The 26,744-nt window shown below is 73.2% G+C and carries 25 protein-coding genes; 13 read left to right on the plus strand and 12 right to left on the minus strand.

The features are described from left to right. Positions 1-40: 40 nt before the first annotated feature. Positions 41-1,744, plus strand: a complete 1,704-nt coding sequence (locus tag OG462_RS08910; RefSeq protein ID WP_406056159.1) for a DUF885 domain-containing protein — start codon at positions 41-43, stop codon at positions 1,742-1,744. Between the two features lie 68 nt (positions 1,745-1,812). Next, the gene (locus OG462_RS08915; protein WP_406056161.1) at positions 1,813-2,262 is read left to right on the plus strand and encodes an Lrp/AsnC family transcriptional regulator; all 450 of its coding nucleotides are present in this window, start codon (positions 1,813-1,815) and stop codon (positions 2,260-2,262) included. A gap of 48 nt (positions 2,263-2,310) precedes the next feature. On the opposite strand, the gene OG462_RS08920 is transcribed toward OG462_RS08915, so the two are convergent. The 4 genes from OG462_RS08920 to OG462_RS08935 all read right to left on the minus strand — a co-directional run bounded on the left by OG462_RS08920 (position 2,311) and on the right by OG462_RS08935 (position 8,935). Continuing rightward, a complete protein-coding gene (locus tag OG462_RS08920; protein ID WP_406056163.1) occupies positions 2,311-5,349 on the minus strand; it encodes an AAA family ATPase in 3,039 nt (1,012 codons plus the stop codon). Next, positions 5,346-6,524 (minus strand): exonuclease SbcCD subunit D, encoded by a 1,179-nt coding sequence (locus OG462_RS08925; protein WP_406056165.1) that lies wholly within the window; start codon positions 6,522-6,524, stop codon positions 5,346-5,348. The genes OG462_RS08920 and OG462_RS08925 overlap by 4 nt, the downstream gene beginning before the upstream one ends. 199 nt (positions 6,525-6,723) lie before the next feature. Further along, positions 6,724-7,350, minus strand: a complete 627-nt coding sequence (locus OG462_RS08930) for a YigZ family protein (RefSeq protein WP_406056167.1) — start codon at positions 7,348-7,350, stop codon at positions 6,724-6,726. A gap of 100 nt (positions 7,351-7,450) precedes the next feature. Then, positions 7,451-8,935, minus strand: coding sequence for a PucR family transcriptional regulator (locus OG462_RS08935; RefSeq protein ID WP_406056169.1), 1,485 nt, complete (start codon positions 8,933-8,935; stop codon positions 7,451-7,453). A gap of 186 nt (positions 8,936-9,121) precedes the next feature. Between OG462_RS08935 and OG462_RS08940 the strand changes: the two genes are divergently transcribed. From OG462_RS08940 to OG462_RS08950, 3 genes are all read left to right on the plus strand, one after another. Next, positions 9,122-10,621, plus strand: coding sequence for a long-chain-fatty-acid--CoA ligase (locus OG462_RS08940; RefSeq protein ID WP_406056171.1), 1,500 nt, complete (start codon positions 9,122-9,124; stop codon positions 10,619-10,621). A 31-nt stretch (positions 10,622-10,652) separates the two neighbouring features. Then, complete coding sequence (locus tag OG462_RS08945; RefSeq protein WP_406056173.1) at positions 10,653-12,179, plus strand: carboxylesterase/lipase family protein; 1,527 nt, start codon at positions 10,653-10,655, stop codon at positions 12,177-12,179. Positions 12,180-12,258: 79 nt separating this feature from the next. Continuing rightward, entirely contained in the window at positions 12,259-12,699 is a 441-nt protein-coding gene (locus tag OG462_RS08950; RefSeq protein WP_406056174.1) for a CoA-binding protein, read from the plus strand. 15 nt (positions 12,700-12,714) lie between these two features. Here the strand turns inward: OG462_RS08950 and OG462_RS08955 are convergent, their stop codons facing one another. Both OG462_RS08955 and OG462_RS08960 read right to left on the minus strand, forming a co-directional pair. Next, the gene (locus OG462_RS08955) at positions 12,715-13,278 is read right to left on the minus strand and encodes a YbaK/EbsC family protein (RefSeq protein WP_406056176.1); all 564 of its coding nucleotides are present in this window, start codon (positions 13,276-13,278) and stop codon (positions 12,715-12,717) included. 136 nt (positions 13,279-13,414) lie between these two features. Further along, on the minus strand, positions 13,415-13,987 hold the full coding sequence (locus tag OG462_RS08960; protein ID WP_406056178.1) for a helix-turn-helix domain-containing protein: 573 nt from the start codon (positions 13,985-13,987) through the stop codon (positions 13,415-13,417). Positions 13,988-14,091: 104 nt separating this feature from the next. Between OG462_RS08960 and OG462_RS08965 the strand changes: the two genes are divergently transcribed. Beyond that, the gene (locus OG462_RS08965) at positions 14,092-14,955 is read left to right on the plus strand and encodes an EamA family transporter (RefSeq protein ID WP_406056180.1); all 864 of its coding nucleotides are present in this window, start codon (positions 14,092-14,094) and stop codon (positions 14,953-14,955) included. A gap of 46 nt (positions 14,956-15,001) precedes the next feature. Here OG462_RS08965 and OG462_RS08970 read toward each other — a convergent pair whose 3' ends face one another. Then, positions 15,002-15,748 (minus strand): acyltransferase, encoded by a 747-nt coding sequence (locus tag OG462_RS08970; RefSeq protein ID WP_406056181.1) that lies wholly within the window; start codon positions 15,746-15,748, stop codon positions 15,002-15,004. Between the two features lie 131 nt (positions 15,749-15,879). Between OG462_RS08970 and OG462_RS08975 the strand changes: the two genes are divergently transcribed. After that, positions 15,880-16,407 carry a gamma carbonic anhydrase family protein gene (locus OG462_RS08975; RefSeq protein ID WP_406056183.1) on the plus strand — a complete coding sequence of 176 codons (528 nt, stop codon included), beginning with the start codon at positions 15,880-15,882 and terminating at the stop codon, positions 16,405-16,407. 76 nt (positions 16,408-16,483) lie between these two features. Here the strand turns inward: OG462_RS08975 and OG462_RS08980 are convergent, their stop codons facing one another. Together OG462_RS08980 and OG462_RS08985 are read right to left on the minus strand one after the other, a co-directional pair. After that, a complete protein-coding gene (locus OG462_RS08980) occupies positions 16,484-17,137 on the minus strand; it encodes a DedA family protein (protein ID WP_406056184.1) in 654 nt (217 codons plus the stop codon). Positions 17,138-17,334: 197 nt separating this feature from the next. Next, positions 17,335-17,772, minus strand: coding sequence for a DUF4442 domain-containing protein (locus tag OG462_RS08985; RefSeq protein WP_406066441.1), 438 nt, complete (start codon positions 17,770-17,772; stop codon positions 17,335-17,337). A gap of 121 nt (positions 17,773-17,893) precedes the next feature. Here OG462_RS08985 and OG462_RS08990 point away from each other — a divergent pair, with 121 nt between their 5' ends. Both OG462_RS08990 and OG462_RS08995 read left to right on the plus strand, forming a co-directional pair. Beyond that, positions 17,894-19,066, plus strand: coding sequence for a hypothetical protein (locus OG462_RS08990; protein ID WP_406056186.1), 1,173 nt, complete (start codon positions 17,894-17,896; stop codon positions 19,064-19,066). Positions 19,067-19,225: 159 nt separating this feature from the next. Continuing rightward, on the plus strand, positions 19,226-20,626 hold the full coding sequence (locus OG462_RS08995) for an MFS transporter (protein WP_406056188.1): 1,401 nt from the start codon (positions 19,226-19,228) through the stop codon (positions 20,624-20,626). On the opposite strand, the gene OG462_RS09000 is transcribed toward OG462_RS08995, so the two are convergent. Together OG462_RS09000 and OG462_RS09005 are read right to left on the minus strand one after the other, a co-directional pair. Beyond that, positions 20,588-21,433, minus strand: a complete 846-nt coding sequence (locus OG462_RS09000; protein ID WP_406056190.1) for a spermidine synthase — start codon at positions 21,431-21,433, stop codon at positions 20,588-20,590. The two genes, OG462_RS08995 and OG462_RS09000, sit on opposite strands and share 39 nt — an antisense overlap. Positions 21,434-21,467: 34 nt before the next feature. Further along, positions 21,468-22,247 (minus strand): DNA alkylation repair protein, encoded by a 780-nt coding sequence (locus tag OG462_RS09005; RefSeq protein ID WP_406056192.1) that lies wholly within the window; start codon positions 22,245-22,247, stop codon positions 21,468-21,470. A 115-nt stretch (positions 22,248-22,362) separates the two neighbouring features. Here OG462_RS09005 and OG462_RS09010 point away from each other — a divergent pair, with 115 nt between their 5' ends. After that, entirely contained in the window at positions 22,363-23,118 is a 756-nt protein-coding gene (locus OG462_RS09010; protein WP_406056194.1) for a TVP38/TMEM64 family protein, read from the plus strand. Positions 23,119-23,127: 9 nt separating this feature from the next. Here the strand turns inward: OG462_RS09010 and OG462_RS09015 are convergent, their stop codons facing one another. Continuing rightward, positions 23,128-24,297 (minus strand): thiolase family protein, encoded by a 1,170-nt coding sequence (locus OG462_RS09015; RefSeq protein WP_406056196.1) that lies wholly within the window; start codon positions 24,295-24,297, stop codon positions 23,128-23,130. A 136-nt stretch (positions 24,298-24,433) separates the two neighbouring features. Between OG462_RS09015 and OG462_RS09020 the strand changes: the two genes are divergently transcribed. The 3 genes from OG462_RS09020 (at position 24,434) to OG462_RS09030 (ending at position 26,547) form a co-directional block, all read left to right on the plus strand. After that, positions 24,434-24,904, plus strand: coding sequence for a winged helix-turn-helix transcriptional regulator (locus OG462_RS09020; RefSeq protein WP_406056198.1), 471 nt, complete (start codon positions 24,434-24,436; stop codon positions 24,902-24,904). Positions 24,905-24,985: 81 nt separating this feature from the next. Then, complete coding sequence (locus tag OG462_RS09025) at positions 24,986-25,858, plus strand: undecaprenyl-diphosphate phosphatase (protein WP_406056199.1); 873 nt, start codon at positions 24,986-24,988, stop codon at positions 25,856-25,858. A gap of 425 nt (positions 25,859-26,283) precedes the next feature. Further along, positions 26,284-26,547, plus strand: a complete 264-nt coding sequence (locus OG462_RS09030) for a helix-turn-helix transcriptional regulator (RefSeq protein WP_406056201.1) — start codon at positions 26,284-26,286, stop codon at positions 26,545-26,547. Positions 26,548-26,744: the final 197 nt, after the last annotated feature.

Below are 26,744 nucleotides of genomic sequence, written 5' to 3' on the forward strand. Positions count from 1 at the left end.
AGGGTGACGCGGGCCCGCCGGAGGCGCCAGGATGACCCCCATGCCAGAGACTTCCAGCAGCCCGCTGCCCCGCCAGGTCGCCGACGAACACGTCGACGCACTCATCGCCCTCGACCCGATCACCGGTACGTACCTGGGAGTCAAGGAGAGCGCCGGACTGCTGCCCGACTTCTCGCCGGCCGGCCAGCGGGCCGTGGCCGACCTCGCCCGCCGTACGCTCGCCCGGCTCGACGAGGCGGAGCGCTCCCCGGGCGCGGACAGCGAGGCCGAGCGGCGGTGCGCCCGTCTGCTGCGGGAGCGCCTGACGGCGGAACTCGCCGTGTACGAGGCCGAGGAGGGTCTCTGTGCGGTCAGCAACATGCGCTCGCCCGCGCACAGCGTCCGCATCGTGTTCACCGTGACGCCGACGGATACCGAGGAGGACTGGGTGGCGGTCGCCGCCCGGCTGCGCGCGGTCCCGGCCGCCCTGGAGGGCTACCGTTCCTCGCTCGCGCTCGGCCTCGAGCGCAAGCTCTTCGGCGGGCCGCGCCCCACCGCCACCTTCGTCGACCAGCTCACGGAGTGGGCGGGTGCGGAGAGCGGAAAGCCGGGCTGGTTCGAGGAGTTCGCCGCCGCGGCCCCCGCCACGCTGCCCGAGGACCTGCGCGCCGAGCTCGCGAAGGCGGGCCGGGGCGCCACGGAAGGCGTCACGGCGCTGCGGGACTGGATGCGGGACGCGTACGCCCCGGCCGTCGCGGACGCCCCGGACACGGTGGGCCGCGAGCGCTACCAGCGCTGGACCCGCTTCTTCAACGGCACCGACCTGGACCTCGACCAGGCGTACGCGTACGGCTGGGCCGAGTACCACCGGCTGCTCGGCGAGATGCGGGCCGAGGCCGAGCGGATCCTGCCGGGCTCCGACCCCTGGGAGGCGCTCGCCCACCTCGACGAGCACGGCACCCACATCGAAGGGGTGGAGGAGGTCCGGGTCTGGCTCCAGGAACTCATGGACGAGGCCATCGAGGCCCTCGACGGCACCCACTTCGAACTCGCCGACCGCGTACGGCGGGTGGAGTCCCGTATCGCCCCGCCGGGCGGCGCCGCCGCGCCGTACTACACCGGCCCGTCCGAGGACTTCTCGCGCCCCGGCCGCACCTGGCTCCCGGTGGACGGCACGACCCGCTTCCCGGTCTACGACCTGGTGTCGACCTGGTACCACGAGGGCGTCCCCGGCCACCACCTCCAGATCGCGCAGTGGGTGCACGTCGCCGACCGCCTCTCCCGCTACCAGGCGACCATCGGCAAGGTCAGCGCCAACTCCGAGGGCTGGGCGCTCTACGCGGAGCGCCTCATGGACGAACTCGGCTTCCTGCCCGACGCGGAGCGGCGTCTCGGCTACCTCGACGGGCAGATGATGCGCGCGTGTCGGGTGATCGTGGACATCGGCATGCACCTGGGTCTGGAGATCCCGGCGGACTCGCCGTTCCACCCGGGCGAGCGGTGGACGCCCGAGCTCGCCCAGGAGTTCTTCCAGCGGCACAGCAGCCGCCCGCCGTCCTTCGTCGAGAGCGAGATGACCCGCTATCTGTCGATGCCGGGCCAGGCCATCGGCTACAAGCTGGGCGAGCGTGCCTGGCTGCTCGGCCGCGCCAACGCGCGGGCGGCGCACGGCGACGCGTTCGACGCGAAGGCCTGGCACATGGCGGCCCTCTCGCAGGGGCCGCTGGGCCTCGACGACCTGGTCGACGAGCTCTCGCGCCTCTGACGCGTCGGGGATGAGATTCCCCGGCCGATCACTTGATCGACCGGGGAATCCCCTGCTATCTGTCGTTCATGACCTCCGAGTACACCCCCGACGCCACCGACTGGCGCATCCTCGAAGCCCTCCAGTCCGAGGGCCGCGCCAGCTTCGCCGAGCTCGCCCGTACGGTGTCGATGTCGCCGTCCGCGGTGACCGAGCGGGTGCGGCGCCTGGAGGAGGCGGGGGTGATCACCGGATACACGGCGATCGTCGACCAGGACCGGCTCGGGCTGCCGATCCTCGCGTTCGTACGGCTCCGCTATCCGCACGGCAACTACAAGCCGTTCCACGACCTGCTCGGGACCACGCCGGAGGTCCTGGAGGCGCACCACGTCACCGGCGACGACTGCTTCGTCCTCAAGGTCGCCGCGCGTTCCATGAAGCACCTGGAGGCGATCTCCGGGAAGATCGCCACGCTCGGCTCGGTGACCACCAGCGTGGTCTACTCCTCGCCGCTCCCCCGGCGTTCCCTCAGCCGCTGAGTGCCGCGCCGCACGGGCCTCGGCCACTGAGCTCGGGCCCCTCGGGTCTCAGCCGCCGAGCGCGTCCCCGCCGGTGCGCAGCCGTACCGTCGAGCCGTGCCGCGCCTTGACGAGCTCCAGCTGGGCCGGGATCCGGCGGCGCAGGTCGCCGACGTGGCTGACGATGCCGACGCTGCGGTCGCGCTCGCGCAGCGAGTCGAGGACGTCGAGGACCTCGTCGAGCGTCTGCTCGTCGAGGCTGCCGAAGCCCTCGTCGATGAAGAGGGTGTCGAGCCGTACGCCGCCCGCCTCGTCCGTGACGACATCGGCGAGACCGAGGGCGAGGGCGAGGGAGGCGAAGAAGGTCTCGCCACCGGAGAGCGTGGCCGTGTCGCGCTCGTTGCCGGTCCAGGCGTCGACGACGTGCAGGCCGAGGCCGGCCCGCTTGCCGCCGGAGCGCGCGTCGGAGTGGACGAGGGTGTAGCGGCCGGAGGACATCCGCTGGAGGCGGGCGGTCGCGGCGGCCGCGACCTGTTCGAGACGGGCGGCCAGGACGTACGACTCCAGGCGCATCCGGCGCTCGTTCTCGGCCGAGGTGCCGGCGGTGAGGGCGGCGAGGCGGGCCACCCTGTCGTACTCCTCGCGCAGCGGGCCGAGGCGGCGGACCTCGGTGAGGGCCTGCCGGGAGATCCCGGCGAGGGCGGTGGCCCGTTCCCGGGCGGCGGCCAGGGCCGAATCGGCCTCGCGGAGCGCGCGTTCGGCCGCCGCGTGGGCGGCGGACGCCGCCGCGGGGTCGGCGGGCGGAAGAGCGGCGGCGGCCGCGGTGCCGGGCTCGGCGAGCCGGTCCGCGACGGCGGCGGCCTCGGCCTGCCAGGCGTCCACGCGCTGCTGGTGGTCCCGGCGCTCGCCCTCACGGAGGAGCGCGGCAGACGCCTCGGCAGGGGTGGCGAAGCCCGCGCGGTAGGCGGCGTCCGCGAGCCGGTCGTCGGCCTCCTTGAGGCGCTGGGCGGCGAGTTCGGCGGTACGTACGGTCCCGGTGGCGTCGACCAGGAGGGCGATCCGCCGTTCGAGGAGGGTGGCGTGTTCGGCCACGGTGGCGAACGCGCCGCGCCCCCGGGTGAGTTCCTCGTCGAGCGCGGCCTGTTCGCGGTCCAGGGCCTCGCGCCGCGAGGTCCGCGCGGCGACCCGCCGCTCGGCCTCCCGCTGCGCGCCGACCCGCTCCTCGTACTCCCGCTCGGCCCGCGCGAGCGTCTCCCGCGCGCTGTGGGTCTGTCCGGCGAGCGCGCGCGCCTCGGCGTGGAGGCGGGTCAACTCCTCGACCTCAAGGGCCAGTTCGTCGGCCGTCGGCTCGGGTGAACCGGTCGGGGCGCCCGCCAGGACCTCGGCCCGGGCCGTGGACCAGGACTCGTGGGTGACGGCCAGTTCGCGCTCGGCGGCCGTACGGGCCTCCTCCGCGCCGGTGTAGGCGGCATAGGCGGCGTCCTCCGTGGCGCGGTCGACATGATCGGCGGTGGTGCGGGCGGGTGCCGGGTGGGCGGTGGAGCCGCAGACCTGGCAGGGGTCGCCCGGGGCGAGGGTGACCGCGAGTTCGGCGGCGATGCCCTCCAGGCGGCGGGACTTGACGTCGAGCCAGCTCTCGTGGGCGGTGTTCCGGCGCTCGCGGGCGTCCGCGAGGCGCGCCTCCGCCGCGCGGGTGTCCTCGGCGAGGGTGTCACGGCGGCGGGCCGCGTAGAGCCGGCGCCGGGCGGGGTCGAGGCGGCCGGCGAGGTGTTCGGCGCGGGCAGCGGCGTCCCGGGCGGCCTCGACGTGCTCGGTGAGCGCGGCGCGGCGCGGTTCCCAGCCGGCGAGCCAGTCGGCGGTGTCGCGAAGGACGTCGTCGTCGGCGCGTGCCTCGCGCGCGAGGACGGCACGTTCGTCACCGATCGTGGCGGCGCGGCGCTCGGCGCGGCGGGCCGCCTCCAGGCCGCCGAGGTCCTCGCGCAGCCGGTGTTCGAGGGCGGAGAGGTGCTCGGCCCCGGCGTCGGCGAGGTCGGGGGGCAGCTGGGCGCGGGAGCGTGCGCGGGCGGCGTACGCGGTGGCGTGCTCGCGCTCGGCGTCCTGGCGCAGTCCGAGCGCGGGGGCCACCCGGTCCGCCTTCAGGCTGCGGTCGAGGGCGGCCTGGAGGCGGTCGCGCTCGGGGGTGTGGGCGGTGAGCCGCTCGTGGCGCAGGAGCGCGTCGGCGTGTCGGGCCTGGCGTGCGGCCAGGTCGTTCTCGGCGTCGAGCGTGGCGCGCGCCGCGGCCTGCCGGGACTCGGCCGCGTCGAGCCGTACGCGCGCGATGTCGAGTGTTTCGCGGGCCTCCGTACGGGCGACGGCGGCCCAGCCGAGCACCGCGTCGGCGACGCCGGGGTCGCCGGGCCGCCCCTCGACGGAGGTACGGGCGACGGCGAGGCCCCCGGCGGCCTGGCCCATCCGGTGGGCGAGGGCGAGAAGGCGCTCGTCGCCCTCCTCGACCTGCTGCTGTGCGGCACGCCGCAGTTCGGCGAGGCGCTCCTCCACGGCGGCGAAGCGGCGGGTGTCGAAGAGGCGGCCGAGGAGCTTGCCCCGGGCCTCGGCGTCGGCGCGCAGGAAGCGGGCGAAGTCGCCCTGCGGGAGGAGGACGACCTGGCAGAACTGCTCGCGGCTCATGCCGACGAGCTGGGTGATCTCCTCCCCTATCTCCTGGTGGGAGCGGCTCAGGCCGTTCCACGCGCGCGTGGCGGGGTCGTACTCGCGCAGCCAGGTCTGGGCCTTCTCGGTGGTGAAGCCGCCGCCGCGCTTCTTGGGGCGCTGCTGGGCCGGGCGCCGGGTGATCTCCAGGCGCCGCTCCCCCACGGTCAGTTCGAGGACGACCTCGGTGGACGTGCCGACGGGGGCGTGGTCGCTGCGCAGGGAGGCGCCGGGGGTCTGGCGGACGCCGGGCACGCTTCCGTACAGGGCGAAGCAGACCGCGTCGAGGACGGAGGTCTTGCCGGCGCCGGTCGGCCCGTGGAGGAGGAAGAGCCCGGCGGAGGACAGGGCGTCGAAGTCGACGGTCTGCGTGCCGCCGAAGGGGCCGAACGCGGTGATCTCCAGGCGGTGCAGCCTCACCGGCCCACCTCGCGCTCGGCCGTGTCGACCCGTACGTCGTCGAAGGCGCCGTACAGGACCGTCCGCTCGGGCCCGTCGAGGGCCGAGCCGCCGCGGACGTGGGCCACGAAGTCCTCCGCGATCTGCTGGTCGGTGCGGTCCCGGAGCCGCTGGGCGTAGGAGGCGTCCGGGTCGTCCCCGGTGCGCTCGGGGTCGAAGACCAGGTTCAGGGTGTGGGGGAAGCGTGCGGTGAGCCGGGCCATCGGCTCGGCGGGGCGCACGGGGTCGGTGAGCGTGGCCTCGACCCACGACTGCTCATGGGGCGTGAGCGCGGGGTCGTCGAGGAGGTCGTCGAGCCGCCCCCTGATCCGGGCGAGGGGGCGCGGGACGGGGCAGTCGAGCCGCTCGGCGCCGGTGATCGCCCCGTCGGGACCGGTCGGGCCCAGGTCGACGAGCCACATGGTCTTGCGGTGGTCGGCCTCGGAGAAGGAGTACGCGAGAGGGGAGCCGGAGTAGCGCACGCGCGGGGTGACGGTCTGGCTGCCGTGGAGGTGGCCGAGGGCCACGTAGTCGACGCCGTCGAAGATCCCGGTGGGGACGGCGGCGACGCCGCCGACGGTGATGTCCCGCTCGCTGTCGCTGGGCGCGCCCCCGGCGACGAAGGCATGGGCGAGGACGACGGAACGGGTGCCGGCGGCCCGGCCTGCGAGGTCGGCGCGGACCCGGTCCATGGCGGCGGCGAGGACGGCCTCGTGGCCGGCCTTCTCGGCGCCGAGCCGTTCCCGGACGAGGGCCGGTTCGAGGTAGGGCAGGCCGTAGAGGGCGACGTCGCCGTGGTCGTCGGTGAGGACGACGGGGGTGCCGATGCCGGCCGGGTCGGTACGGAGATGGATACCGGCGCGCTCCATGAGTCCGGCGCCGACGCCGAGGCGGCGGGCCGAGTCGTGGTTGCCGGAGATCATGACGGTGGGCACCCCGGCCTCGGCGAGCCGGTGCAGGGCTCTGTCGAACAGCTCGACGGCGGGCAGCGGGGGCACGGCCCGGTCGTAGACGTCACCGGCGACGAGGACCGCGTCGACCTCGTGCGCGTGGACGGTCGCCACGAGGTGGTCGAGGAAGGCGGCCTGTGCGTCGAGGAGGCCGACACGGTGGAAGGACCGGCCGAGATGCCAGTCCGAGGTGTGCAGGAGCCTCACGATGCCGTCCCACCCCGCATGTGCGTCGCTCCTCGCCGCTGGTTCCCGTACGTGTGCGCCCACCACGCTATCCCGCCGGGGGGTGTGGTCGGGGCCGTACGGGACGGGCCGTCGGGGGCGGTACGGGCTGCGCGGTCGGAGGTTCGGGCGCGCCGGACGGAGGGTGCCGGTCGGGCCTCGCCCGTCATGTGTTCACCCGTCAGGCGTCCCCGTACGCCTCGCCGCCCAGTTCGAGCGAGGCCGTGCCCGCCGTGGCGTCCGCGAGCCAGGCGCGGAAGGCGGGGACGTCCGAGTCCGGGAGGCCGATCTCGATGGTGACGGCGTCGGTGTAGCGCACGTCACGGACGGCCCGCCCGGTCGCCCGCAGGTCGTTCTCCAGCTTGCCCGCGCGCTGGTGGTCGACGGTGACGGTGGCGAGCCGGAAGCGCTGCCGGGTCACTGTGCCGAGCGCGTCGAGGGCCTCGCCGACCACCCCGCCGTACGCGCGGATGAGGCCGCCCGCACCGAGCTTCACGCCGCCGTAGTAGCGGGTGACGACGGCGGCGACGTACCGCATCTCGCGACGCAGGAGCATCTGCAGCATCGGGACGCCGGCCGTGCCGCCCGGCTCGCCGTCGTCGCTCGCCTTCTGGACGGACGCGTCGGCGCCGAGGACGTACGCGAAGCAGTTGTGGGTGGCGGTCGGGTGCTCCTTGCGGATGCGCGCGACGAACTCCTGCGCCTCCCGCTCGTCGGCGACGGGCGCGAGCGCGCAGAGGAAGCGCGAGCGGTTGATCTCGGTCTCGTGCACACCCTCGCGGGCCAGCGTGCGGTACTGCTCCTGCATCCGGCCAGCCTACGTTCCGCCCGGCCCCGCCCTCTCCGCCGGCCGCTCCGGGAGCGCCAGGGGTGTCCGGCGGCCCGGGCACGATCCGCCGGGCAACCCCCTACGTCCCCTCCGCCTCGCGTTCCCCGGCGGCCGGTTCGGGCGGGGTCGCGAGGCCGGCGTAGGGCAGGGCGCGCAGGGCCAGGGCCCAGCCGAGGCGGGCCTCGCCCGACTCGCTGGAGCGGCCGGTGAGCTCGGAGATGCGGCCGATGCGGTTGAGGACGGTGTTGCGATGGCAGTAGAGCTGGTCGGCGGCCCGGGAGGCCGAGCAGCCGTGGTCGAGCCAGGCACGGAGGGTGGTGAGGAGCGCGGCCCGCTCGCCGCCCGTGGCGAGCACCGGGCCGAGGTGGACGGTGACGATGCGCTCGGCGATGTCGGTGCGCCCGCTGAGCAGCACCTGGGCCAGCCGGTCGTCGAAGACGCCGACCTCGCCGCTGCCCGCGGGAAGGGTACGGAGGGTCTGCTCCGCGAGTCGCAGGGCGCGTCCCGCCTGGGAGAGACGCTCGAACTCCGGCGAGACGCCCGCGGTCGCCCCGGTCCGCTCGCGCAGGGCCGCGAGGAGCGCGCGCGTGGCCGGGTCGGCTCCGCCGCACGGGGCGGCCGCCGTGGACCGCCCGGCGGGCGCGTCGCGGCGGGGCAGCCGGACGATCCCGGCGTACCGGCCGGAGCGGGGCCGCCAGTACGACCACATGCCCTGGGCCTCCAGGACCGGCGCCGGGTGCGGCGGGGCGGCCGGATCCTGGGCGGCGACCACGACGACGTAGCGGTCGACCGCGGGGACGCCCAGCGCGGCCGCGGCGGCCGAGGCGACGGCGGGGTCGTCGGCGCGCCCGTCGAGCAGCGCCTCGAAGAGGGCGACGCGCCGGGTGTCCTGGCGGCTCTGGAGTTCCAGCTGGGCGATCCGGTACGCGTCGGCCATCGCGACCGAGTAGCGGTCGATGGTCTCCCAGACGCCGCTCGCCATGTCGAGCTCGATGTCCCGGCTGTCGGACTCGCGCCCGGCCCGCACCCGGAGGTACTCGGCCATGACCTGCCAGAGGACCCGGCCGCCGCGCCGGTAGGCCTGGAGCACGGTGTCGAGCGGCACCCCTTGCTCGGCGCGGCGGCGGCCGGTCTCGCGGGCCGCCCACTCGAAGTCGCCGCCGGTCGCGGCGAGGCCGCCGAAGTCCTCCAGCGCCCGCAGCAGGTTGTCCCGGCAGATCTCCCAGAGGTCCTCGCGGGTGACGGGCGCGCCGGAGGCGTACGTGCCGGAGTGGGCGCGGATGTCGTCGACGGCGCGGTCGGTGAGCCGGTCGATGTCGACGAGCATCGCCGTGGCGAGGGCACGGCGCAGCGCACCGGAGCCACCGGTCCCGCTCAGCGGGGTGTGGACTCCACCGGAGCCGGTCTGAGGGATGTGGGGCCCGCCGGAGCCGGAAAGGGGGGTGCGCGGTCCGCCGGAGCCGCCCCGGGGTGCGCCGGAGCCGCCCGCGCGACCCGGGGAGGTGCGGCTTCCGCCGGAGCGCGCCCCCGGGGGTTCGCCGGGTGCGGCCGAGCTGTGCGTCATGGCTCGCACCGTAGCGCCGGAATTTGGCGAATGCCACGGGCCGGGCGGGACGGCGGGGCCGCTGCCCAGCTCGGCGGGTCACATGGTGGGCACCTGCACATGGCTTCCGGACGGGGTCGCGACGGATTCTGTGCCGTGTCACCGATCGTCAACAGAGCTGTTGACTCCGCGTACCTGGAGCGTGTCATGTCACTGAGCGTCGCCGGCGTCCTGGGCGAGTCCGCCCGCCACTTCCCCGACCGGATCGCGGTCGTGGAGGGCGCGACCCGGCTCACCTACGGCGAGCTGTGGACGGAGGCGCTGCGCTGCGCCGCCGGGCTGCGCGAGGCCGGGGTGAAGCCGGGCGACCGGCTCGCCGTACTGCTGCCGAACACGATCGAGTTCCTGCGGGTGTACTACGGGGCGCTCGCGGCCGGCGCGACGGTCGTCCCGGTGCACGCGCTGCTCGTCGCCGACGAGGTGCGGTACGTCCTGGAGCACAGCGGCGCGGTGGGCATCGTGAGCGGCGGGCCGCTGTGGGCGGTGGCCGACGAGGCGGCCCGCGCGGCCGGGGTACGCGCCTTCCAGGGGGCGCCCTCGTCGGCGCGGCCCCTGGCCGCCGCCGAGCCGGCGGACCCCTCGGACACCGCGGTGATCCTCTACACGAGCGGGACGACGGGCCGCCCGAAGGGGGCCCTGCTCACCCATCTCAACATCGTCATGAACGCCTCCGTGACCTCGCAGGACCTGCTCGGGCTCGGCGCGGCCGACGTGGTCCTCGGCTGTCTGCCGCTCTTCCACAGTTACGGCCAGACCTGCGCGATGAACGGCACGCTCCGGCAGGGCGCGACGCTCGTGCTGATGCCCCGGTTCAGCGGTCCGGCCGCCCTGCGGGTGCTCGCCGACGAGGGCGTGACGGTCTTCATGGGCGTACCGACGATGTACCACGCCCTGGTGGAGGCGGCGGCCGGTTCCGACGTGCGCCCGGAGGCCCTGCGCGCCGCCGTGTCGGGCGGCGCTGCGCTGCCGGTCGCCGTCCTGGAGCGCTTCGAGGAGACCTTCCGTACGCAGGTCCTGGAGGGGTACGGCCTGACGGAGACCTCGCCGGTGGCGACCTTCAACCAGCCGCACATCGGCCGCCGGCCGGGCACCGTCGGGCACCCGGTCTGGGGTGTCGAGGTGGGCATCGCGGACGCGGCCGTGGAAGGCGAGATCCTGCTGCTCGCGGACGGGGAGACCGGGGAGGTCGTGGTGCGCGGGCACAACGTCTTCGCCGGCTACCTCGACAACCCCGAGGCGACGGCGGCGGCGATCGTGGGCGGCTGGTTCCGCACGGGTGACCTGGGCGTACGGGACGAGGACGGCTTCCTGCGGATCGTGGACCGGAAGAAGGACCTGGTCATCCGCGGCGGCTTCAACATCTACCCGCGCGAGGTCGAGGAGGTGCTCGTGCGCCACCCCTCGGTCTCGGAGGTCGCGGTGATCGGCGTCCCCGACGACGCGAAGGGCGAGGAGGTGTGCGCGGTGGTCGTACGCCGGGAGGGCGCGGCGCCGCTCTCCGAGGACGAGCTGGTCGACTGGTCGCGGGAGCGGCTCGGCCGCCACAAGTACCCCCGGATCGTGCGCTTCGTCGAGGAGCTGCCGCTGGGCCCGACGGGCAAGATCCTGAAGCGCGCGCTCGTGGCGCAGGCACAGCCGCAGGCCTGATACTCCGACGGTCCGAGGAAGGGTGGCATCGATGGTGGAACACGGACCTGAGGTCCTGACTCCGTACGGAGCCCTGCGCGGCTCCGCGAAGGACGGCGTCGCGGCCTTCCTGGGGGTGCCCTACGCGCAGGCCCCGGTGGGTGCGCTGCGGTTCCGGGCGCCCGAACCGGTCGAGCCCTGGGAGGGCGTACGGGAGGCCACGGCCTTCGGTCCGACGGCGCCGAAACGCCCGTACGCCCCGCCGCTCGACGCCCTCCTCCCCGACCCCGACATCGCGGGCGACGACTGTCTGAACCTGAACGTGTGGGCCCCCTGGGACCGACCGGATTCCGCGACGAAGGAGGGCGGACCGGAGTCCACGACGCCGGACGGCGGTCCGCGTTCCGCGACGCCGGACGGCGGACGTCCGGTGATGGTCTGGATCCACGGGGGTTCGCTGATCCACGGCTCCGCGGCGGTCCCCGTCTACGACGGCACCGCCTTCGCCCGGGACGGGATCGTCCTCGTCTCGGTCAACTACCGGCTGGGCGTGGAAGGGTTCGGGGTCTTCCCCGACGCTCCCGGAAACCTCGGCCTGCGCGACCAGATCGCCGCGCTGACCTGGGTACGGGACACCATCGCGGCCTTCGGCGGGGACCCTGAGCGGGTGACGGTCTTCGGCGAGTCGGCGGGCGCGATCTCGATCGCCGCGCTGCTCGCCTCGCCGCTCGCGAAGGGGCTGTTCCGCCGGGCGGTGGTGCAGAGCGGGGCCCCGATCGCCCAGCCGCTCGACACGGCGCGCCGGACCACGGAGGCGGTGGCGGCCCGGCTGAAGGTGCCGGCCACTGCGGAGGCCTTCGCGCGCGTGGACCGGGATCTGCTGCTCGAAGCGCAGACAGAGGTGACCGGCAAGGGGTCACCGCTCACCGGCGGGCACTCGTTCCAGGTCGTCGTGGACGGCGAGGTGGTGCCGCGCGATCCGGCGGAGGCGCTCGCGGACGGGGCCTCGGCCGAGGTGGATCTGCTGATGGGCACGACCGCCGAGGAGTACCGGCTGTGGTTCGTGCCGAGCGGGGTCACGGACCGGGTGGGCCCCGTGGCCCAGCGGCTCCTGTTGTGGAAGACGAAGGTGCCGTCCCGGACGGCGCGGCTGTACCGCGCGGGCCGTCCGCAGGAGAAACCTGGCGAGATCCTGGGCGCGCTCGCCACGGACAAGCTGCTGAGGATCCCGCTGAACAGGCTCGCGGACGCCCGGCTGCTCTCCGGCGCGCGGGCGGGAACGTATCTGTACGAGTTCGGCTGGCGCTCCCCCGTGCTGGACCTCGGCGCCTGTCACGCGCTCGAACTCGGCTTCGTCTTCGACACGCTCGACCTGCCGGAGACCCGCGCCCTGACGGGCCCGGACGCGCCACACGGCCTTGCGGCGGCGATGCACGCGGCCTGGGTGTCCTTCGCCGCGACGGGCGATCCGGGCTGGCGCCCGTGGGACCCGGCCCGCCCGGTGATGACCTTCGGCCCGGGCCTCCCGTCCCTGGTCGAGGCCCCGCGGGAGGCCGAACGGCGCGCCTGGGACGTCTGAGACCGGCGGCGGGAATCACGGCAGGGGGCGGCCCGTTGACGAGGATGACGGGCCACGCCGAGGAGAGGCAGCACCACCGATGAGCGTCCACACCACGACCGCCGGACCGACCGGGTACTCCGCGGACGAGACGGTACGGCGGATCCTCACGTCCACGGGCGACACATGGGCGGTGGTCGGCCTGTCAACGAACCGGGCGCGCGCCGCGTACGGCGTGGCGGCCGTCCTCCAGCGCTTCGGGAAGCGGATCGTCCCGGTCCACCCGAAGGCGGAGACCGTCCATGGCGAGCAGGGCTACGCGTCCCTCGCCGACATCCCCTTCCCCGTCGATGTCGTCGATGTGTTCGTCAACAGCGAGCAGGCGGGCGGGATCGCCGACGAAGCGGTCGCGATCGACGCGAAGGCGGTCTGGTTCCAGCTGGACGTCATCGACGAGTCCGCCTTCGCGCGCACGCGCGCGGCGGGCCTGGACATGATCATGGACCGCTGCCCCGCGATCGAGATCCCGCGTCTGGGCTGAGCACGCCCGTCCCCGTCACGCGACGGGGACGCCGAGCCCCTCCAGGACGATCGCGCCCGGCAGTTGGGCGAAGGCCTTCCCCGGCAGGATCAGCTTGCCGCGCCGACGGCCGCTGCCGACCAGGACCCACTCGGTGTCGACCACGGCGGCGTCCACGAGGAGGGGCCAGTCGGCCGGGAGGCCGATGGGGGTGATGCCGCCGTACTCCATGCCGGTCTCGCCGGTCGCGGTGTCCATCGGCGCGAACGAGGCCTTGCGGGCGCCGAGATGCTTGCGTACGACCCCGTTGACGTCGACCCGGGTCGCCGACTTCACGATGCACGCGGCGAGGGTCGTCGTCTCGCCGCGCTTGCCCGCGACGACCACGCAGTTGGCGGACGCATCGAGCAGCGCGGGCCCGTAGTGCTCGACGAAGACGGCGGTGTCGGCGATGGCCGGGTCGGTGTCCACGTACACGAGCTGGTCGGCCGGTACGGGCCCGGTCCAGGCCCGCACGGCTGCGGCGACGGGGCCGGTCAGCAGGTCGAGGCAGTCGGGGGCCGGGCGGGCGTCGTCGAAGTCTCCGATGGGTGAGCGCATACGCCTCACGCTAACAACCACGGCCCGGGGCACGGCCGCCCGTCTCAACGTGCGGGCGGGGCGGTGTCGGAGTGGGTCGACGTACGGGCTGGGCGGCGCCGGAGTGGTCGGCGTACGGGCGGGGCGGACGGGCGGGTCAGCGTACGGGCGGGATGGAGACGGCCATCGTCATCTCGGCGGGCTCGTCGCCGTCGTTGCGGTACTCGTGCGCCGTGTTGGCCTCGAACACGGCGGAGGTGCCGGCCGGCAGGGTGTGTTCCTCACCGTCGACGACCAGGGTGAGGACTCCCACCGTGACGTTGAGCAGCTCGATCGTGCCGTCGGGGTGCGGGTCGGACGCACTGCCGTCGCCCGGCATGAGGGTCCAGGACCACAGCTCCAGGGGGCCGCGGGCCTCGGTGCCGACGAGGAGCGTGGTGTGGCTGCCGGTGGAGGTGGACCACATGCGGACGGCCTGGTCCGGCGGGACGATCCGGACCTGGGGGCCCTGCTCGTAGTCGAGCAGTGTCGTGATGGAGACGCCGAGCGCGTCGGCGAGCTTCACCGTGGTGCCGACGCTGGGGTTCGTCCGGGCCTGTTCGATCTGGATGATCATGCCGCGGCTGACGCCCGCCCGTGCGGCGAGGGCGTCCAGGGTGAGTCCCCGTTCCTTGCGCCAGCGCTTCAGGTTCCGTGCGAGCGACTGCGTGAGCTGATCGAGGTCCGACACATTCCGTCCAATATTTTGGATGACAGAGTTCAATAAACTGAACTACGGTGGGGTGCACCCGATTGTTCACTGCACTGTACTGCCGCCCGTGACTGCGAGGACCCATGACCGCCCTGTTCGCCCTGGCCACCAGCCTTCTGTGGGGCCTCGCCGACTTCGGCGGCGGGCTCCTGACGCGCCGGATCCCCGCCCTCACGGTCGTCGTGGTCTCCCAGCTCCTCGCGGTCCTCGTCCTCGGCGCCGTCGTCCTCACCACCGGCGCGTGGACCGAGGCGGGACCGCAGCTCTGGTACGCGGTCGGGGCGGGCGTCGTCGGCCCGGCGGCCATGCTCGCCTTCTACAAGGCACTCGCGCTGGGCCCGATGGGCGTGGTCTCGCCGCTCGGCTCGCTCGGCGTCGTCGTCCCCGTCTCGGTCGGCCTCCTCGTCGGCGACCGGCCGGGTCTCGTGCAGTTCGCCGGGATCGGGGTGGCGATCCTCGGCGTGGTCCTCGCCGGCGGACCGGAGCTGCGCGGGGCACCCGTACAGCGCCAGGCGGTCCTGCTCACCCTGGTCGCGGCCTTCGGCTTCGGCTCGGTGATGGCGCTGATCGCCGAGGCCTCCACGACGGTCACCGGCCTCTTCCTCGCCCTGTTCGTCCAGCGGGTCACCAACGTCCTGGTGGGCGGCGGAGCCCTGTACGCCTCGGTGAAGCGCGGCGGCCGGGCCCTCCCCGAGGGTGGTCCGCAGGTGATCCGCGCGGCGCTGCCGGCCCTCGCGTTCGTCGGCCTCGCCGATGTCGCCGCGAACGGCACGTACGCGATCGCCGCCCAGCAGGGCCCGGTCACCGTCGCCGCCGTCCTCGCCAGCCTCTACCCGGTGGTCACGGCCCTCGCCGCCTTCGGCGTCCTCAAGGAACGCCTCCGCGCGATCCAGGCGGCGGGCGCGGGCCTCGCCCTGGTGGGCACGGTCCTGCTCGCGACGGGATAAGGCCCTGATCGCGAAGGGCCAGGGGTGCCCTGCCGGGCGCGGCGGCTCAGCGCGCCCGCTCGACCTCCCACGCGGCGAGCGCCGCGAGCTGTTCCGACGTCACGTGGTCCGGGATCGGGACCGGGGCCGGGGTCCGCAGCGGCGGCTGCCAGCCCTTCTCCGGGTCCCAGCTGCGGACGACCTTGGCGGGGGCGCCCGCGACCACCGAGTGGTCCGGCACCTCACCGCGTACCACCGCACCCGCGGCGACGACCACGTTCCGGCCGAGGCGGGCGCCGGGGAGGATCACCGCGCCCGTGCCGAGCCAGCAGCCGGGGCCGATCGTGACCGGCTCCGAGCGGGGCCACTGACGGCCGACCGGCTCGTCCGGGTCGTCGTAACTGTGGTTGGTCGAGGTGATGTAGACGTACGGGCCGCAGTAGGTGTCCGAGCCGATGGTCACCTTCGCGTCGGCGATCACATGGCTGCCCCGGCCGAGGACGACCCCGTCGCCGAGCGTCAGCACCGTGTCCGCCCCGAGGTCGATCCCCGGCAGCATCCCGGCCGTCAGCGTGACCTGCTCGGCGACGATGCAGCACTCGCCGATCTCGATCCACCGCTCACCGAAGACCGTGCCCTGCGGGAACGCGAGCCGGGTACCGGCACCGATCCGGCGGAAGCGCAGCTTCCCCGGGTGCTCGGCGGTGACGGAGCCGGTCTCCTGCACCCAGCGCCAGCCGCCCTGCACGGCACGGGCGAGCATCCGGCGGCGCCAGGCGGCGAGGGATGAGAACGTGTTTCTGTTCCTGGGCACCCGGACACCGTAGTCGGCACCGTCGTGCCTGATCAGTGCGGTGCGCTGTGATGTCCGTCATGAGCACGGCATAGGCTGCGGCCGGGGGCACCCCCGGGCGTGACATGACGGCTGACGATCAGGAGCGAACCATGACAGAGGCGTTGATCAAGGGTGTGGGCGGCAAGGAGCCGCAGATCGACCCGACCGCCTTCACCGCCCCGACCTCCGTGGTGCTCGGCGAGGTGACGCTCGGCGCCCGCGCCAGCATCTGGTACCACGCGGTGCTGCGCGCGGACTGCGGGCCCATCGCCGTCGGCGAGGACTCCAACATCCAGGACAACTGCACGGTCCATGTCGACCCCGGCTACCCCGTCTCGATCGGTGACCGCGTGACCGTCGGCCACAACGCGACCGTGCACGGCTGTGTCATCGAGGACGACGTGCTCGTCGGCATGGGCGCGACCGTCCTCAACGGTGCACGGATCGGCTCCGGTTCGCTGGTCGCCGCACAGGCGCTCGTCCCGCAGGGCATGGAGATCCCGCCGGGCTCGCTCGTCGCGGGCGTCCCGGCGAAGGTCCGCCGCCCGCTGACCGACGAGGAGAAGGCGGGCATCCGGCTGAACGCCGAGATGTACCTGCTGCTCGCCAAGGGTCACGCCGAGGCCTTCGAGGACTGAGCCGTACGACGTCCGGTACACGAGGAAGGGCGGCACCCGTCGACGGGTGCCGCCCTCCTCCACGTCAGGCCAGGGGTCAGTCCGCGACCGCGACCGGCTCCTGCCCGGAGGCCTCGGCCCGCTCCGACGCCGCCTTCTTCGCACGGTTCTTGATGATCAGCATCGAGGCGACACCGATCAGCACGGCGAGGACGAGACCCAGCCACGAGAAGCGCTTGAGCCAGGCCTCCGCGACGATGCCGACCGAGTAGATGACGGCCGTCGTGCCACCGGCCCACAGGATGCCGCCGAAGACGTTGGCGATGAGGAACTTCCAGTACGGCATGTGCAGCACGCCCGCGAGCGGCCCGGCGAAGATGCGGAGCAGGGCGATGAAGCGGCCGAAGAAGACCGCCCACATGCCCCACTTCTCGAAGGAGCGCTCGGCGAGACCGATGTTGGCCTCGCTGAAGTGCTTGGGGAACTTCCTCCCCAGCCAGGCGAGCAGCGGCCGTCCGCCCTTGCGGCCGATCGCGTACCCGATCGAGTCACCGATGATCGCGCCGACGGTGGCGCAGGCGCCCAGCACGTACGGGTTGATGTCACCGTGCTGCGAGGCGAGCAGCGCCGAACTCACGAGCACGATCTCGCCGGGCAGCGGGATGCCCAGGCTCTCCAGCCCGATCACCACCCCCACAAGGACGTAGACGGCCACCGCGGGGATCGTCTCGAGCCACTCCTGGACGTGCAACGCGGCTTCCTCCCGTTTCGACTGCCCTGCCGCGCCCGGCCCGTGGTCGGGGGCCGTGGCGCCGGCGTGCACCGCGGCGGGGCACGCCGGGGCAGCCTACCCGGTCGGGACGGACCGCCCTCGACGTCGGCCGTCCGGAACGCGGCCGCCCCCGCACCTTGGGGAAGGAGTACGGGGGCGGTCCGCGGCGTCCCGGATCAGGCGTTCGGGCGCAGGGTCCAGACGACGGTCATCTCGCCGGTCACGGCGCCGTCCTCGCGGGTGATCTCGATCCGCACCGGGAACTCCGGCCGCTGCCCGGCGTCGAGCTCGGCGACGACGTCGGCGGCCGGACGGCCCAGGGTGGCGGTGGCCGTGACGATGCCCATGGCGAGCTTCTTGTAGCCGATCTCGGCCTTGACGGCGAGCGGCACGGCGCGGCTGAGCTGGTCGCCGAACGCGGCGAGCACGATGGCGCCGCTGGCGGACTCGGCGAGCGTGAACATCGCTCCGGCGTGCGGGCCGCCGACGTGGTTGTGGTAGGCGGGCTGGTCCGGCAGGCGCACGACGGCGCGCTCGGCGGTGGTCTCCAGGAACTCCAGGTTCAGGGTTCCGGCCATGGGCACCGTGGCGGCGAGCATCTCGCCGACGGTCATCTGGTCTGCGCTCATGGCCGTGATGTTACCCACCAGTAGCAGCCTTGGCCATCCCCCCGCACGTGCACGGTCCGGGGGCGGGCGTGGTCGAGGCGCCTCCACACCTCTATGGTTACTGGCCATGTGGCCAGGACAGCAGCCGCCCGGGGGCGAGCAGAACCCGCAGGACCAGAATCAGAACCCCTACCAGCAGTCGGGGTACCAGCAGCCGAACCCGTATCAGCAGCCGCCTGCCCAGCCCGGGTACCCGCAGCCGCCGACACAGCCCGGCTATCCGCAGCAGCAGCCGACGCAGCCCGGCTACCCGCAGCAGCCGCCGGCCCAACCCGGCTATCCGCAGCAGGAATACGGCCCGCAGCCGGGTTACGGCCAGCCGAACCCGTACCAGCAGCCGACCGTTCCCCAGCAGTACGCGGTGCCGGGTCCGGGTCAGCCCGGCGGGCCCGACGGCGGGAAGAAGAAGCAGACGACGCTCGTGGCGATCGTCGCCGCGACCGCCGTGGTCGTCGCGGCCGGAGTCACCGGCTTCCTGGTGCTCGGCAAGGACGACGACAAGCAGCCGAACGCCGACGACCAGAAGCCGTCCGTGGTGCCCTCCGCGCCGACGGACCCGTCCGCCGACCCGTCGACGATCCCTTCGACGGAACCGAGCGACACCCCGTCCGGGATCGCCAACCCGCGCGACGGCGCCGCCCAGCAGCCGACGATCCCCGGCTGGAAGGTCGTCTACAACCCGAAGTACGGCACCCTCTTCGACGTACCGCCGGAGTGGGAGGTCCTGAAGCCGGGAATGATCACCTTCTTCGAGGACGAGAAGAAGAACGACGGCAGCCCGCTCGTCACCATGTCGTCGCCCTCGCGCCTCAAGAGCGAGTGGTGCACGTACGACACCGACAAGAACGGCACCAACGAGACCTGGGGCCTGAGCACCGCCGGCACCAAGGGCGGCCAGGGCGCCAAGAACACCGCGGACGCCTCGCGCAGCGAAGCCGGTACGTGGGTGTGGGGCGGCTACGCCCAGCACATGCCGCAGAGCACCATCAAGATCAGCAAGCCGGTGCCGTACAAGACGAAGTCCGGTCTCACCGGTCACATGGCGACCGCGACGGCGCCGGGCGTCAAGAAGCGCAACAAGTGCGAGACGGACGGCAAGTCGATCGCCTTCACGTTCAAGAACGCCAAGGGCGACTTCTCGACGTGGGTGCTCTACGGGGCTGACGGCGTCAAGGACGAACTGCCGGACGCCACCATCAAGCAGATCCTGTCGACTGTCCGGCTCGCGCCGGCGTCCTGACCGGACCTGAGTCGACGTCGTGGCCCCGGCGCGTGGTTCGTCCGCGCGCCGGGGCCGACCCGTCCGGCCACCGGCCTCGTACCCGCCGGCCCGGTCCCCGGGCCGCCCCGTCCGGATATCGGGTTGGCATCCGGGCGAACCGACAGGGATAGTCCCGGGGTGAACAGTCCCGCCGCTTCCCTCCGCGCCCCCCTCGGCTCCCGCCGACCCGAGTGGGCCGGGCGCAACTACGTCCTCCTGACCGCCGCCACCATCGTGACCAACCTCGGCACGCACGGCGCTCTGATCGCCACGACCTGGGCGGTGTTCGAGACCGGAGGCGACGCGGGCGACGTGGGACTCGTGGCGATGGCGCGCTTCCTGCCGCTCGTCCTCTTCCTGCTGATCGGCGGCGCGGTCGCCGACCGGGTGCCCCGGCACCGGGTGATGGTCGCCGCGAACGTCCTCAACTGCCTCTCCCAGGCCGCCTTCGCCGCCCTGGTGCTCGCCGGTGAGGCCCAGATCTGGCAGATGATGGTCCTCACCGCGCTCTGCGGCACCGGGCAGGCCTTCTTCAACCCGGCGGCCGAGGGCATGCTGATGTCCAGCGTCACCGGGGAGCAGGCGAGCCGCGCCTTCGCCGTCTACCGGATGGCCATGCACGGCGCGTCCATCGGCGGCGCGGCGCTCGGCGGCGCGCTCGTCGCGTTCGTCGGACCCGGCTGGGTTCTCCTGATCGACGCCATCGCTTTCGCCGTCGCGGGCGGTCTGCGCGCCTTCCTGGACGTGAGCGGTATCCCCGAGCGCGCTCCCGGCGGCGGGCTCTTCTCCGATCTGCGCGAGGGCTGGCACGAGTTCATCGGCCGGCCCTGGCTCTGGTCGATCGTCGCCCAGTTCTCCGTCGTGGTGGGGCTGATCGGGGCGGTCGAGTCGGTGTACGGACCGCTGGTCGCCAAGGCGGAACTGGGCGGTGCGCGCCCTTGGGGCATCGCGCTCGCCGCGTACGGCGTGGGGACGCTCGCGGGCGCCGTCCTGATGGCCCGGTGGAAACCGCGCCGGCTGCTGTTCGTCGGAACCCTCTGCGTGTTCCCGATCGCGCTGCCGTCGGCGGCGCTCGCCGTGCCGCTCGACGCGGTGGGGCTCACGGCCGCGATGTTCGTGAGCGGCGTGGCCATCGAGGTCTTCGGCGTCTCGTGGATGACGACCATGCACCAGGAGATCCCGGAGGAGAAGCTGTCCCGGGTCTCGGCGTACGACTGGTTCGGCTCGACGGCCCTGCTGCCGCTGACGACGGCGCTCGCGGGTCCGGCGGAGAGCGCGTTCGGCCGGGGCACGGCGCTGTGGGGCGCGGCAGGGCTGATGGTGCTGGTCACTGCTCTCGTCCTGCTGGTGCCGGACGTACGGAATCTGACCCGACGTCCGCACACGAAGGAGACGGCGGGCGCGACGATGTCGGCCGCCGCTTCCGACTCCGTGCCCGCCCCGACAGCGGCGCCGACCGCCGCGACCAACGCGCCCGCCCCGGCCGGCGCCGCCCCCGCCTCAGCCGATGCCGAAGGCTCCGGCCGGCGGAACGGGTGAGGGTACGGCCCCGGCGTCGAGGACCGGTTCCGCGGCGCCGGTGAACCGCTTGAGCGTGTCCCCGTGCTCCACGCGCGCGGGGAAGGCGTCCGCCGCGGCCCGGCGCGCGAGGTGGGCGGTGTCGATCTCCCGGCCGGAGGCGACCAGGACCGCGTTCCCGAAGCGGCGGCCGCGCAGGACGGCCGGTTCGGCGACCAGCGCGAGCTCGGGGAAGACGGCGGCGAAGGTGGCGAGCTGGGAGCGGAGGAAGGCGAACGGCGCCCCGTCGGCCAGGTTGGCGGCATAGATGCCGCCCGGTCGCAGGACGCGGCGGACCTCGCGCGCGTACTCCACGGAGGTGAGGTGGGCGGGCACGCGGGAGCCGCCGAAGACATCGCCGACGACGAGGTCGGCCGAGGCGGCGGGGGCCGCCTCCAGCCAGCGCCGGGCGTCCGCACCGTGCACGGTGATCCCGGACCCCTCGGGCAACGGCAGGTGTTCGGCGACGAGCGCGAGCAGCCCCCGGTCGGCCTCGACCACGTCCTGGCGTGAGCCGGGACGACCGACGGCGACGTAACGGGGCAGGGAGAGCGCGCCGCCGCCCAGGTGCAGGACGTCCAGCGGTTCGCCGTCGTCGGCCGCGCCGTCGACGACATGGGCGAGCCGGCGTGCGTACTCGAACTCCAGGTACGCCGGGTCGTCGAGGTCGACGTACGACTGGGGTGCGCCGTCGACCGTCAGGAGCCAGGCCCGCTCCCGGTCCACATCGGGCATGAGGCGCGCGGTGCCCTGGTCGACCTCGCGGATGACGGGAATCTGCTCGTTCACGCTCTCATTGTGCCGGGGGCGGCAGCCGGGACGGTCAGAGGTGCTTGAGGGCCTCGCGGACCGAGAGGGGTGAGAGACGGGTGGTGTTCGCGGTGACGAAGGCGCGGACCTCTGCCGGGGCCGACTTGGCATACTCGCGCAGGCTCCAGCCGATGGCCTTGCGGAGGAAGAAGTCGGTGTCGGCGGCGCGGCGCAGACAGTGCGCGAAGAGCCGGTCCGCGTCGGTGGCCTCCTTGAAGCGGAGCTGGTGGAGGAGGGCCGTCCGGGCCACCCACAGGTCCTCGTCCTCGATCCACTCGTCCATGCGGGCGCCGAGGGACGCGTCGGCCGCGACCAGGCCGCCGACGACATGCGCGGCAAGGTGGTCGACCGTGTCCCACCAGGAGACGGTGGTGACGAGGAGCCGGGCGACGGGCAGGAAACCGGACGAGCAGCGCTTCACATGGCGGCGCAGGTAGTCGACGGCGAAGTAGTGGTACTCGCGCTCGGGCAGGGCGAAGCAGCGCAGGGCGACCGCGGCGCAGTCCTGCTCGTCGGGGCGCGGGGTGCCGTCGAGGACGGTGCGGGACAGGGCGCGGCGCTCAGGGGTCCGAAGCCCGAGGAAGGGGGCGACACCCTTCATGTACGCCACCATCTCCTGCGCCCGGAAGGGGTTCCCGGCGGCCGGGTAGACCGTGATGAGCCGCTCGAGAACGGTGTCGGCGAGGGAGCTGTCGGGGATCTCGGGGATACCGGAGATGTCGGCGGGGATGTCCGAGGTGATCCCGGCGTGGACGTCGGCGGGTCCGCCGCCCGGCGGCGCGGTGTCGCTCATGGGGGCCTCCGGTCATGGGTGCGCCGGGATCCGTCGCCATGGCGCTCGCGATCCGCCCGGACGGACATGACGCACATTACGGCGATCATACGGACGCGTCCGTTACTCTCCCCGAATGCTCGCTCCCGTGCCCCGGCCGCCGGGCTCCGTCGCCCTCCGCTGCTCCCGGGCCCTGCTCGCGCCCCGCGCACGGCTCTCGATGCTCGCGCTGCTGCTGCTCACCTCGGCGGCCCTCGTCCTGCTGTACGAGCCGCAGCGGCTGCTCTCCTCGGGCTGGCCACAGCAGACGAGCGGCGCCGGGGCGGTGATGCTCTTCGGCCTCGCGTACGGCGTGTGCACGGCGGCCTTCGTACCGCGCCCGGTGCTCAATCTGGCGGCGGGCGCGCTCTTCGGCTCGGCTGCCGGTCTGACGGCGGCGATCGCGGGGACGGTGCTCGGCGCCGGAATCTCCTTCACCCTCGGCCGGTTCCTGGGGCAGGACGCGCTGCGGCCGATGCTGCGGGGCCGCTGGCTGACGGCGGCGGACGGACAGCTCAGCCGGCACGGGTTCCGTTCGATGCTGGCGATCCGACTGTTCCCCGGGGTGCCGTTCGCGGCGGCCAACTACTGCGCCGCCGTCTCCCGGATGCGGTACGTGCCGTTCCTGGTGGCGACGGCCATCGGCTCGGTGCCCAACACGGCGGCGTACGTCGTCGCGGGCGCGCAGGCGGGCGAACCCGGCTCCCCGGCCTTCCTCGTCTCGGCGGGCTTCATCGTCCTGTCGGGTCTGGCGGCCGCCGTGGTCGCCTGGCGCAAGCGACACCGTCTGCGGGCCCCGGCACCGGCCGTGGCGCCGGAGCCGGAGCCGGAAACGGTGGGCAGCGCCCGCTGACGACCGGGGTCAGAGCGCCTCGACGATCATCGCGTTGGCCAGGCCGCCCGCCTCGCACATCGCCTGGAGTCCGTAGCGGGCGCCCCGGGCCCGCAGTGCGTGGACGAGCGTCGTGGTGAGGCGGGTGCCGCTGGCACCGAGCGGGTGGCCGAGGGCGATCGCGCCGCCGTGGACGTTGACCTTGGCCGGGTCGGCACCGGTCTCCTGCTGCCAGGCGAGGACGACGCTCGCGAAGGCCTCGTTGATCTCGAAGAGGTCGATGTCGGCCAGGGAGAGACCCGACCGCCGCAGCACCTTCTCCGTGGCCGGAATGACGCCGGTGAGCATGAGCAGCGGGTCGGAGCCGGTGACGCTGAAGCTGTGCAGCCGGGCGAGCGGCCGCAGGCCGAGGCTCCGGGCGGTGTCGGCGGCCATCACGAGCACGGCGGAGGCACCGTCGTTGATCGGGCTGCTGTTGCCGGCGGTGACGGACCAGTCGATCTGCGGGAAGCGTTCGGCGAAGCCGGGGTCCTCGAAGGAGGGCCGGAGCCCCGCGAGGATCTCGGGGCTGGTCGCCGGGCGCACCGACTCGTCGCGGCGCACATCCTCGTACGGGGCGACCTCGGCGTCGAAGAGTCCGGCCGCCCAGGCGCGAGCCGCCTTGGTGTGCGAGGCGGTGGCGAAGGCGTCCATGGCCTCGCGGTCGATCGACCACTTCGCGGCGATGAGCTCGGCGCTGATGCCCTGCGGGACGAGGCCCTCGGGGTAGCGCTCGGCGACGCCGGGACCGAAGGGGTCGGCGCCGGGCGGCACGTTGGACCACATGGGGACCCGGCTCATGGACTCGACTCCGCAGGCGACGGCGATGTCGTACGCCCCGGAGAGCACGCCCTGGGCGGCGAAGTGGACGGCCTGCTGGGAGGAGCCGCACTGCCGGTCGACGGTGGTGGCGGGCACGGAATCGGGGAATCCGGCGCCCAGCCAGGCGTAGCGGGTGGTGTTCATGGCCTGCTCGCCGACCTGGTCGACGGTGCCCCCGATCACGTCGTCGACGAGGGCGGGATCGACGCCGCTGCGCTCGATCAGGGCGCGCAGGGTGTGGGAGAGCAGGGCGACAGGGTGGACATGGGACAGGGCTCCGCCCGCCTTGCCCTTTCCTATCGGGGTCCGGACGGCTTCGACGATGACGGCGTCGCGCATGACTGGCTCCTGAGTTGGATAAGTGGACCAACACGCATCGGTAACATAGCCCAGTGGGTTGGGTTTTCAAACCTACTCCGCGAGGTGAGTTCGTTTTCCCAACCGACCCGGGGCGCGCTGTCCTACTCTTGACCCCATGAAGGCCGCACCCCGTCCCTGCTCGATCGCCGACACCCTGGCGCTCGTCGGCGAGAAGTACTCGCTGCTCGTACTCCGCGAGGTCTCCCTCGGTGTGCGCCGCTTCGACCGGATCGCCCGCAACACCGGCGCCCCCCGCGACATCCTCACCACCCGCCTCAAGCGGCTCGTCGAGGCCGGAATCCTGGAGAAGGTGCCGTACAGCGAACGCCCACAGCGCTTCGAGTACCGGGCCACAGCCGCCGGCGAGGAGCTCCAGCCGGTACTCGTGACCCTGATGGCCTGGGGCGACCGCCACCTCAACGCCGACGACCGCCCGATCGTCCTCGAACACCGGTGCGGCGAGATTCTCAGCCCCCGGGTCGTCTGCGCCCACTGCGGCGACGAGGCCGACCGCGAGAGCCTCAGAGCCCATGTCCGGGCACCTGGCTGGACGACGGCGGGCCCGACGACCCCCCAGGAGGCCTGAGAACCGACCCGTCATCTGGGGACGGTACGCTGCGCACGACCTTCTGATCGCACACGTACATAACGGGACGGCCCTAGCCCCATGAGTTGGTTCGAATCGTTCATCCTCGGACTCGTCCAGGGGCTGACGGAGTTCCTTCCCATCTCCTCCAGCGCGCACCTCCGTCTCACGGCGGCGTTCGCGGGCTGGGAAGACCCGGGTGCGGCCTTCACCGCCATCACCCAGATCGGCACGGAGACCGCGGTACTGATCTACTTCCGCAAGGACATCGCCCGGATCGTCTCGGCCTGGTTCCGCTCGCTCACCGACAAGTCGATGCGTTCCGACCACGACGCCCAGATGGGCTGGCTGGTGATCGTCGGCTCGATCCCGATCGGCGTCCTCGGCATCACGCTCAAGGACCAGATCGAGGGCCCCTTCCGCGACCTGCGACTGATCGCCACCACCCTGATCGTCATGGGCATCGTCCTCGGCATCGCGGACCGGCTCGCCGCCCGCGACGAGATCGGCGGCCGCCACCGGGCGATCCGCGAGCGCAAGACGCTCAAGGACCTCGGCGTGAAGGACGGCCTCATCTTCGGCGTCTGCCAGGCCATGGCCCTGATCCCGGGCGTCTCCCGCTCGGGCGCGACGATCTCCGGCGGCCTGCTCATGGGCTACACCCGCGAGTCGGCCGCGCGTTACTCCTTCCTCCTCGCGATCCCGGCGGTCCTCGCCTCGGGCGCGTACGAACTGAAGGACGCGGGCGAGGGACACGTCTCCTGGGGCCCGACGATCTTCGCCACGATCATCGCCTTCGCCGTCGGTTACGCGGTGATCGCCTGGTTCATGAAGTTCATCACCACCAAGAGCTTCATGCCCTTCGTGATCTACCGCATCCTGCTCGGCATCCTGCTGTTTGTGCTGGTCGGGACCGATGCACTCAGCCCGCATGCGGGCGAGTCCGGGGGCTGAGCGACCCTTGGATCTAGCGCACTTCGCTAGAGCTTATTAGAGCCAGTAAGAGTAGAACCGAGCCCGATAGAGCTGTTCGTCTCCCACCCTTCTCCCACTCCCCCGCATGCATCTCCCAGCGAGGGTTGGGCAGAGAATGGAGAGCCGGGACGGGGTCGCCACCTGGAGGGGTGGAACCGGCTACCCCGCCCCGGCCGTTTCGGGGCGCCCCCGCATTGCAGGCGGGGGCGCCTGGGCGTTCTGGTTTCCTTACCTCGCACACGGCGCGCAACCCTCACGTCACCCGTTCGGGTGAACACCAGTGCGAATAACTCGGACCGTATCGCGGGTCTGACAGGTACGCCAGAGGGGCTCTACCCCCACCAGAAGTTCATGTATCCGCTTGGATACTGACTAATGATCCAGCAGGTCAGAGCGTCTGTCGAGTGTCCCCCGACCGCCGCCTGCCCTACCCCGACGACGTCCTCGCCCACCGCCCCCGCCTGGGGCTCCGCATCGCCATGCTGCGTCGCGCCGCCCGCCTCTCCCAAGACGGCCTGGCCGAGCGGACGTTCGTCAGCAGGCAGAGCATCATGCGGTGGGAGAACGGCACCAGGGATCCGCGCTACCTCGACCTCGTCGCCCTCGCTGCCGCGTTGAACATCACAGTCAGCGAACTCGTCGACCTCGACGCAGACCTCGTGCGGTAGCCCCGGCCGGGGGACGGGCCGGCCGGGGCAGCATGCCCTGTCCACGAACGATCGGCGCCGCCCGCGGACAGGAAATCAGATCTGCCTGAGATGCCGCTGCAACGGGGACACGACCCGCTGCTCCTTGGCCTCGGTGCACTCATCGGCCGTCTCATGCCAGTGCAGCGTGGGACGGGCGCCGGAGTCCGAGTGGGGTG

Origin of the sequence: Streptomyces sp. NBC_01077 (assembly GCF_045162855.1) — a bacterium.
Classification (GTDB): Bacteria; Actinomycetota; Actinomycetes; order Streptomycetales; family Streptomycetaceae; genus Streptomyces.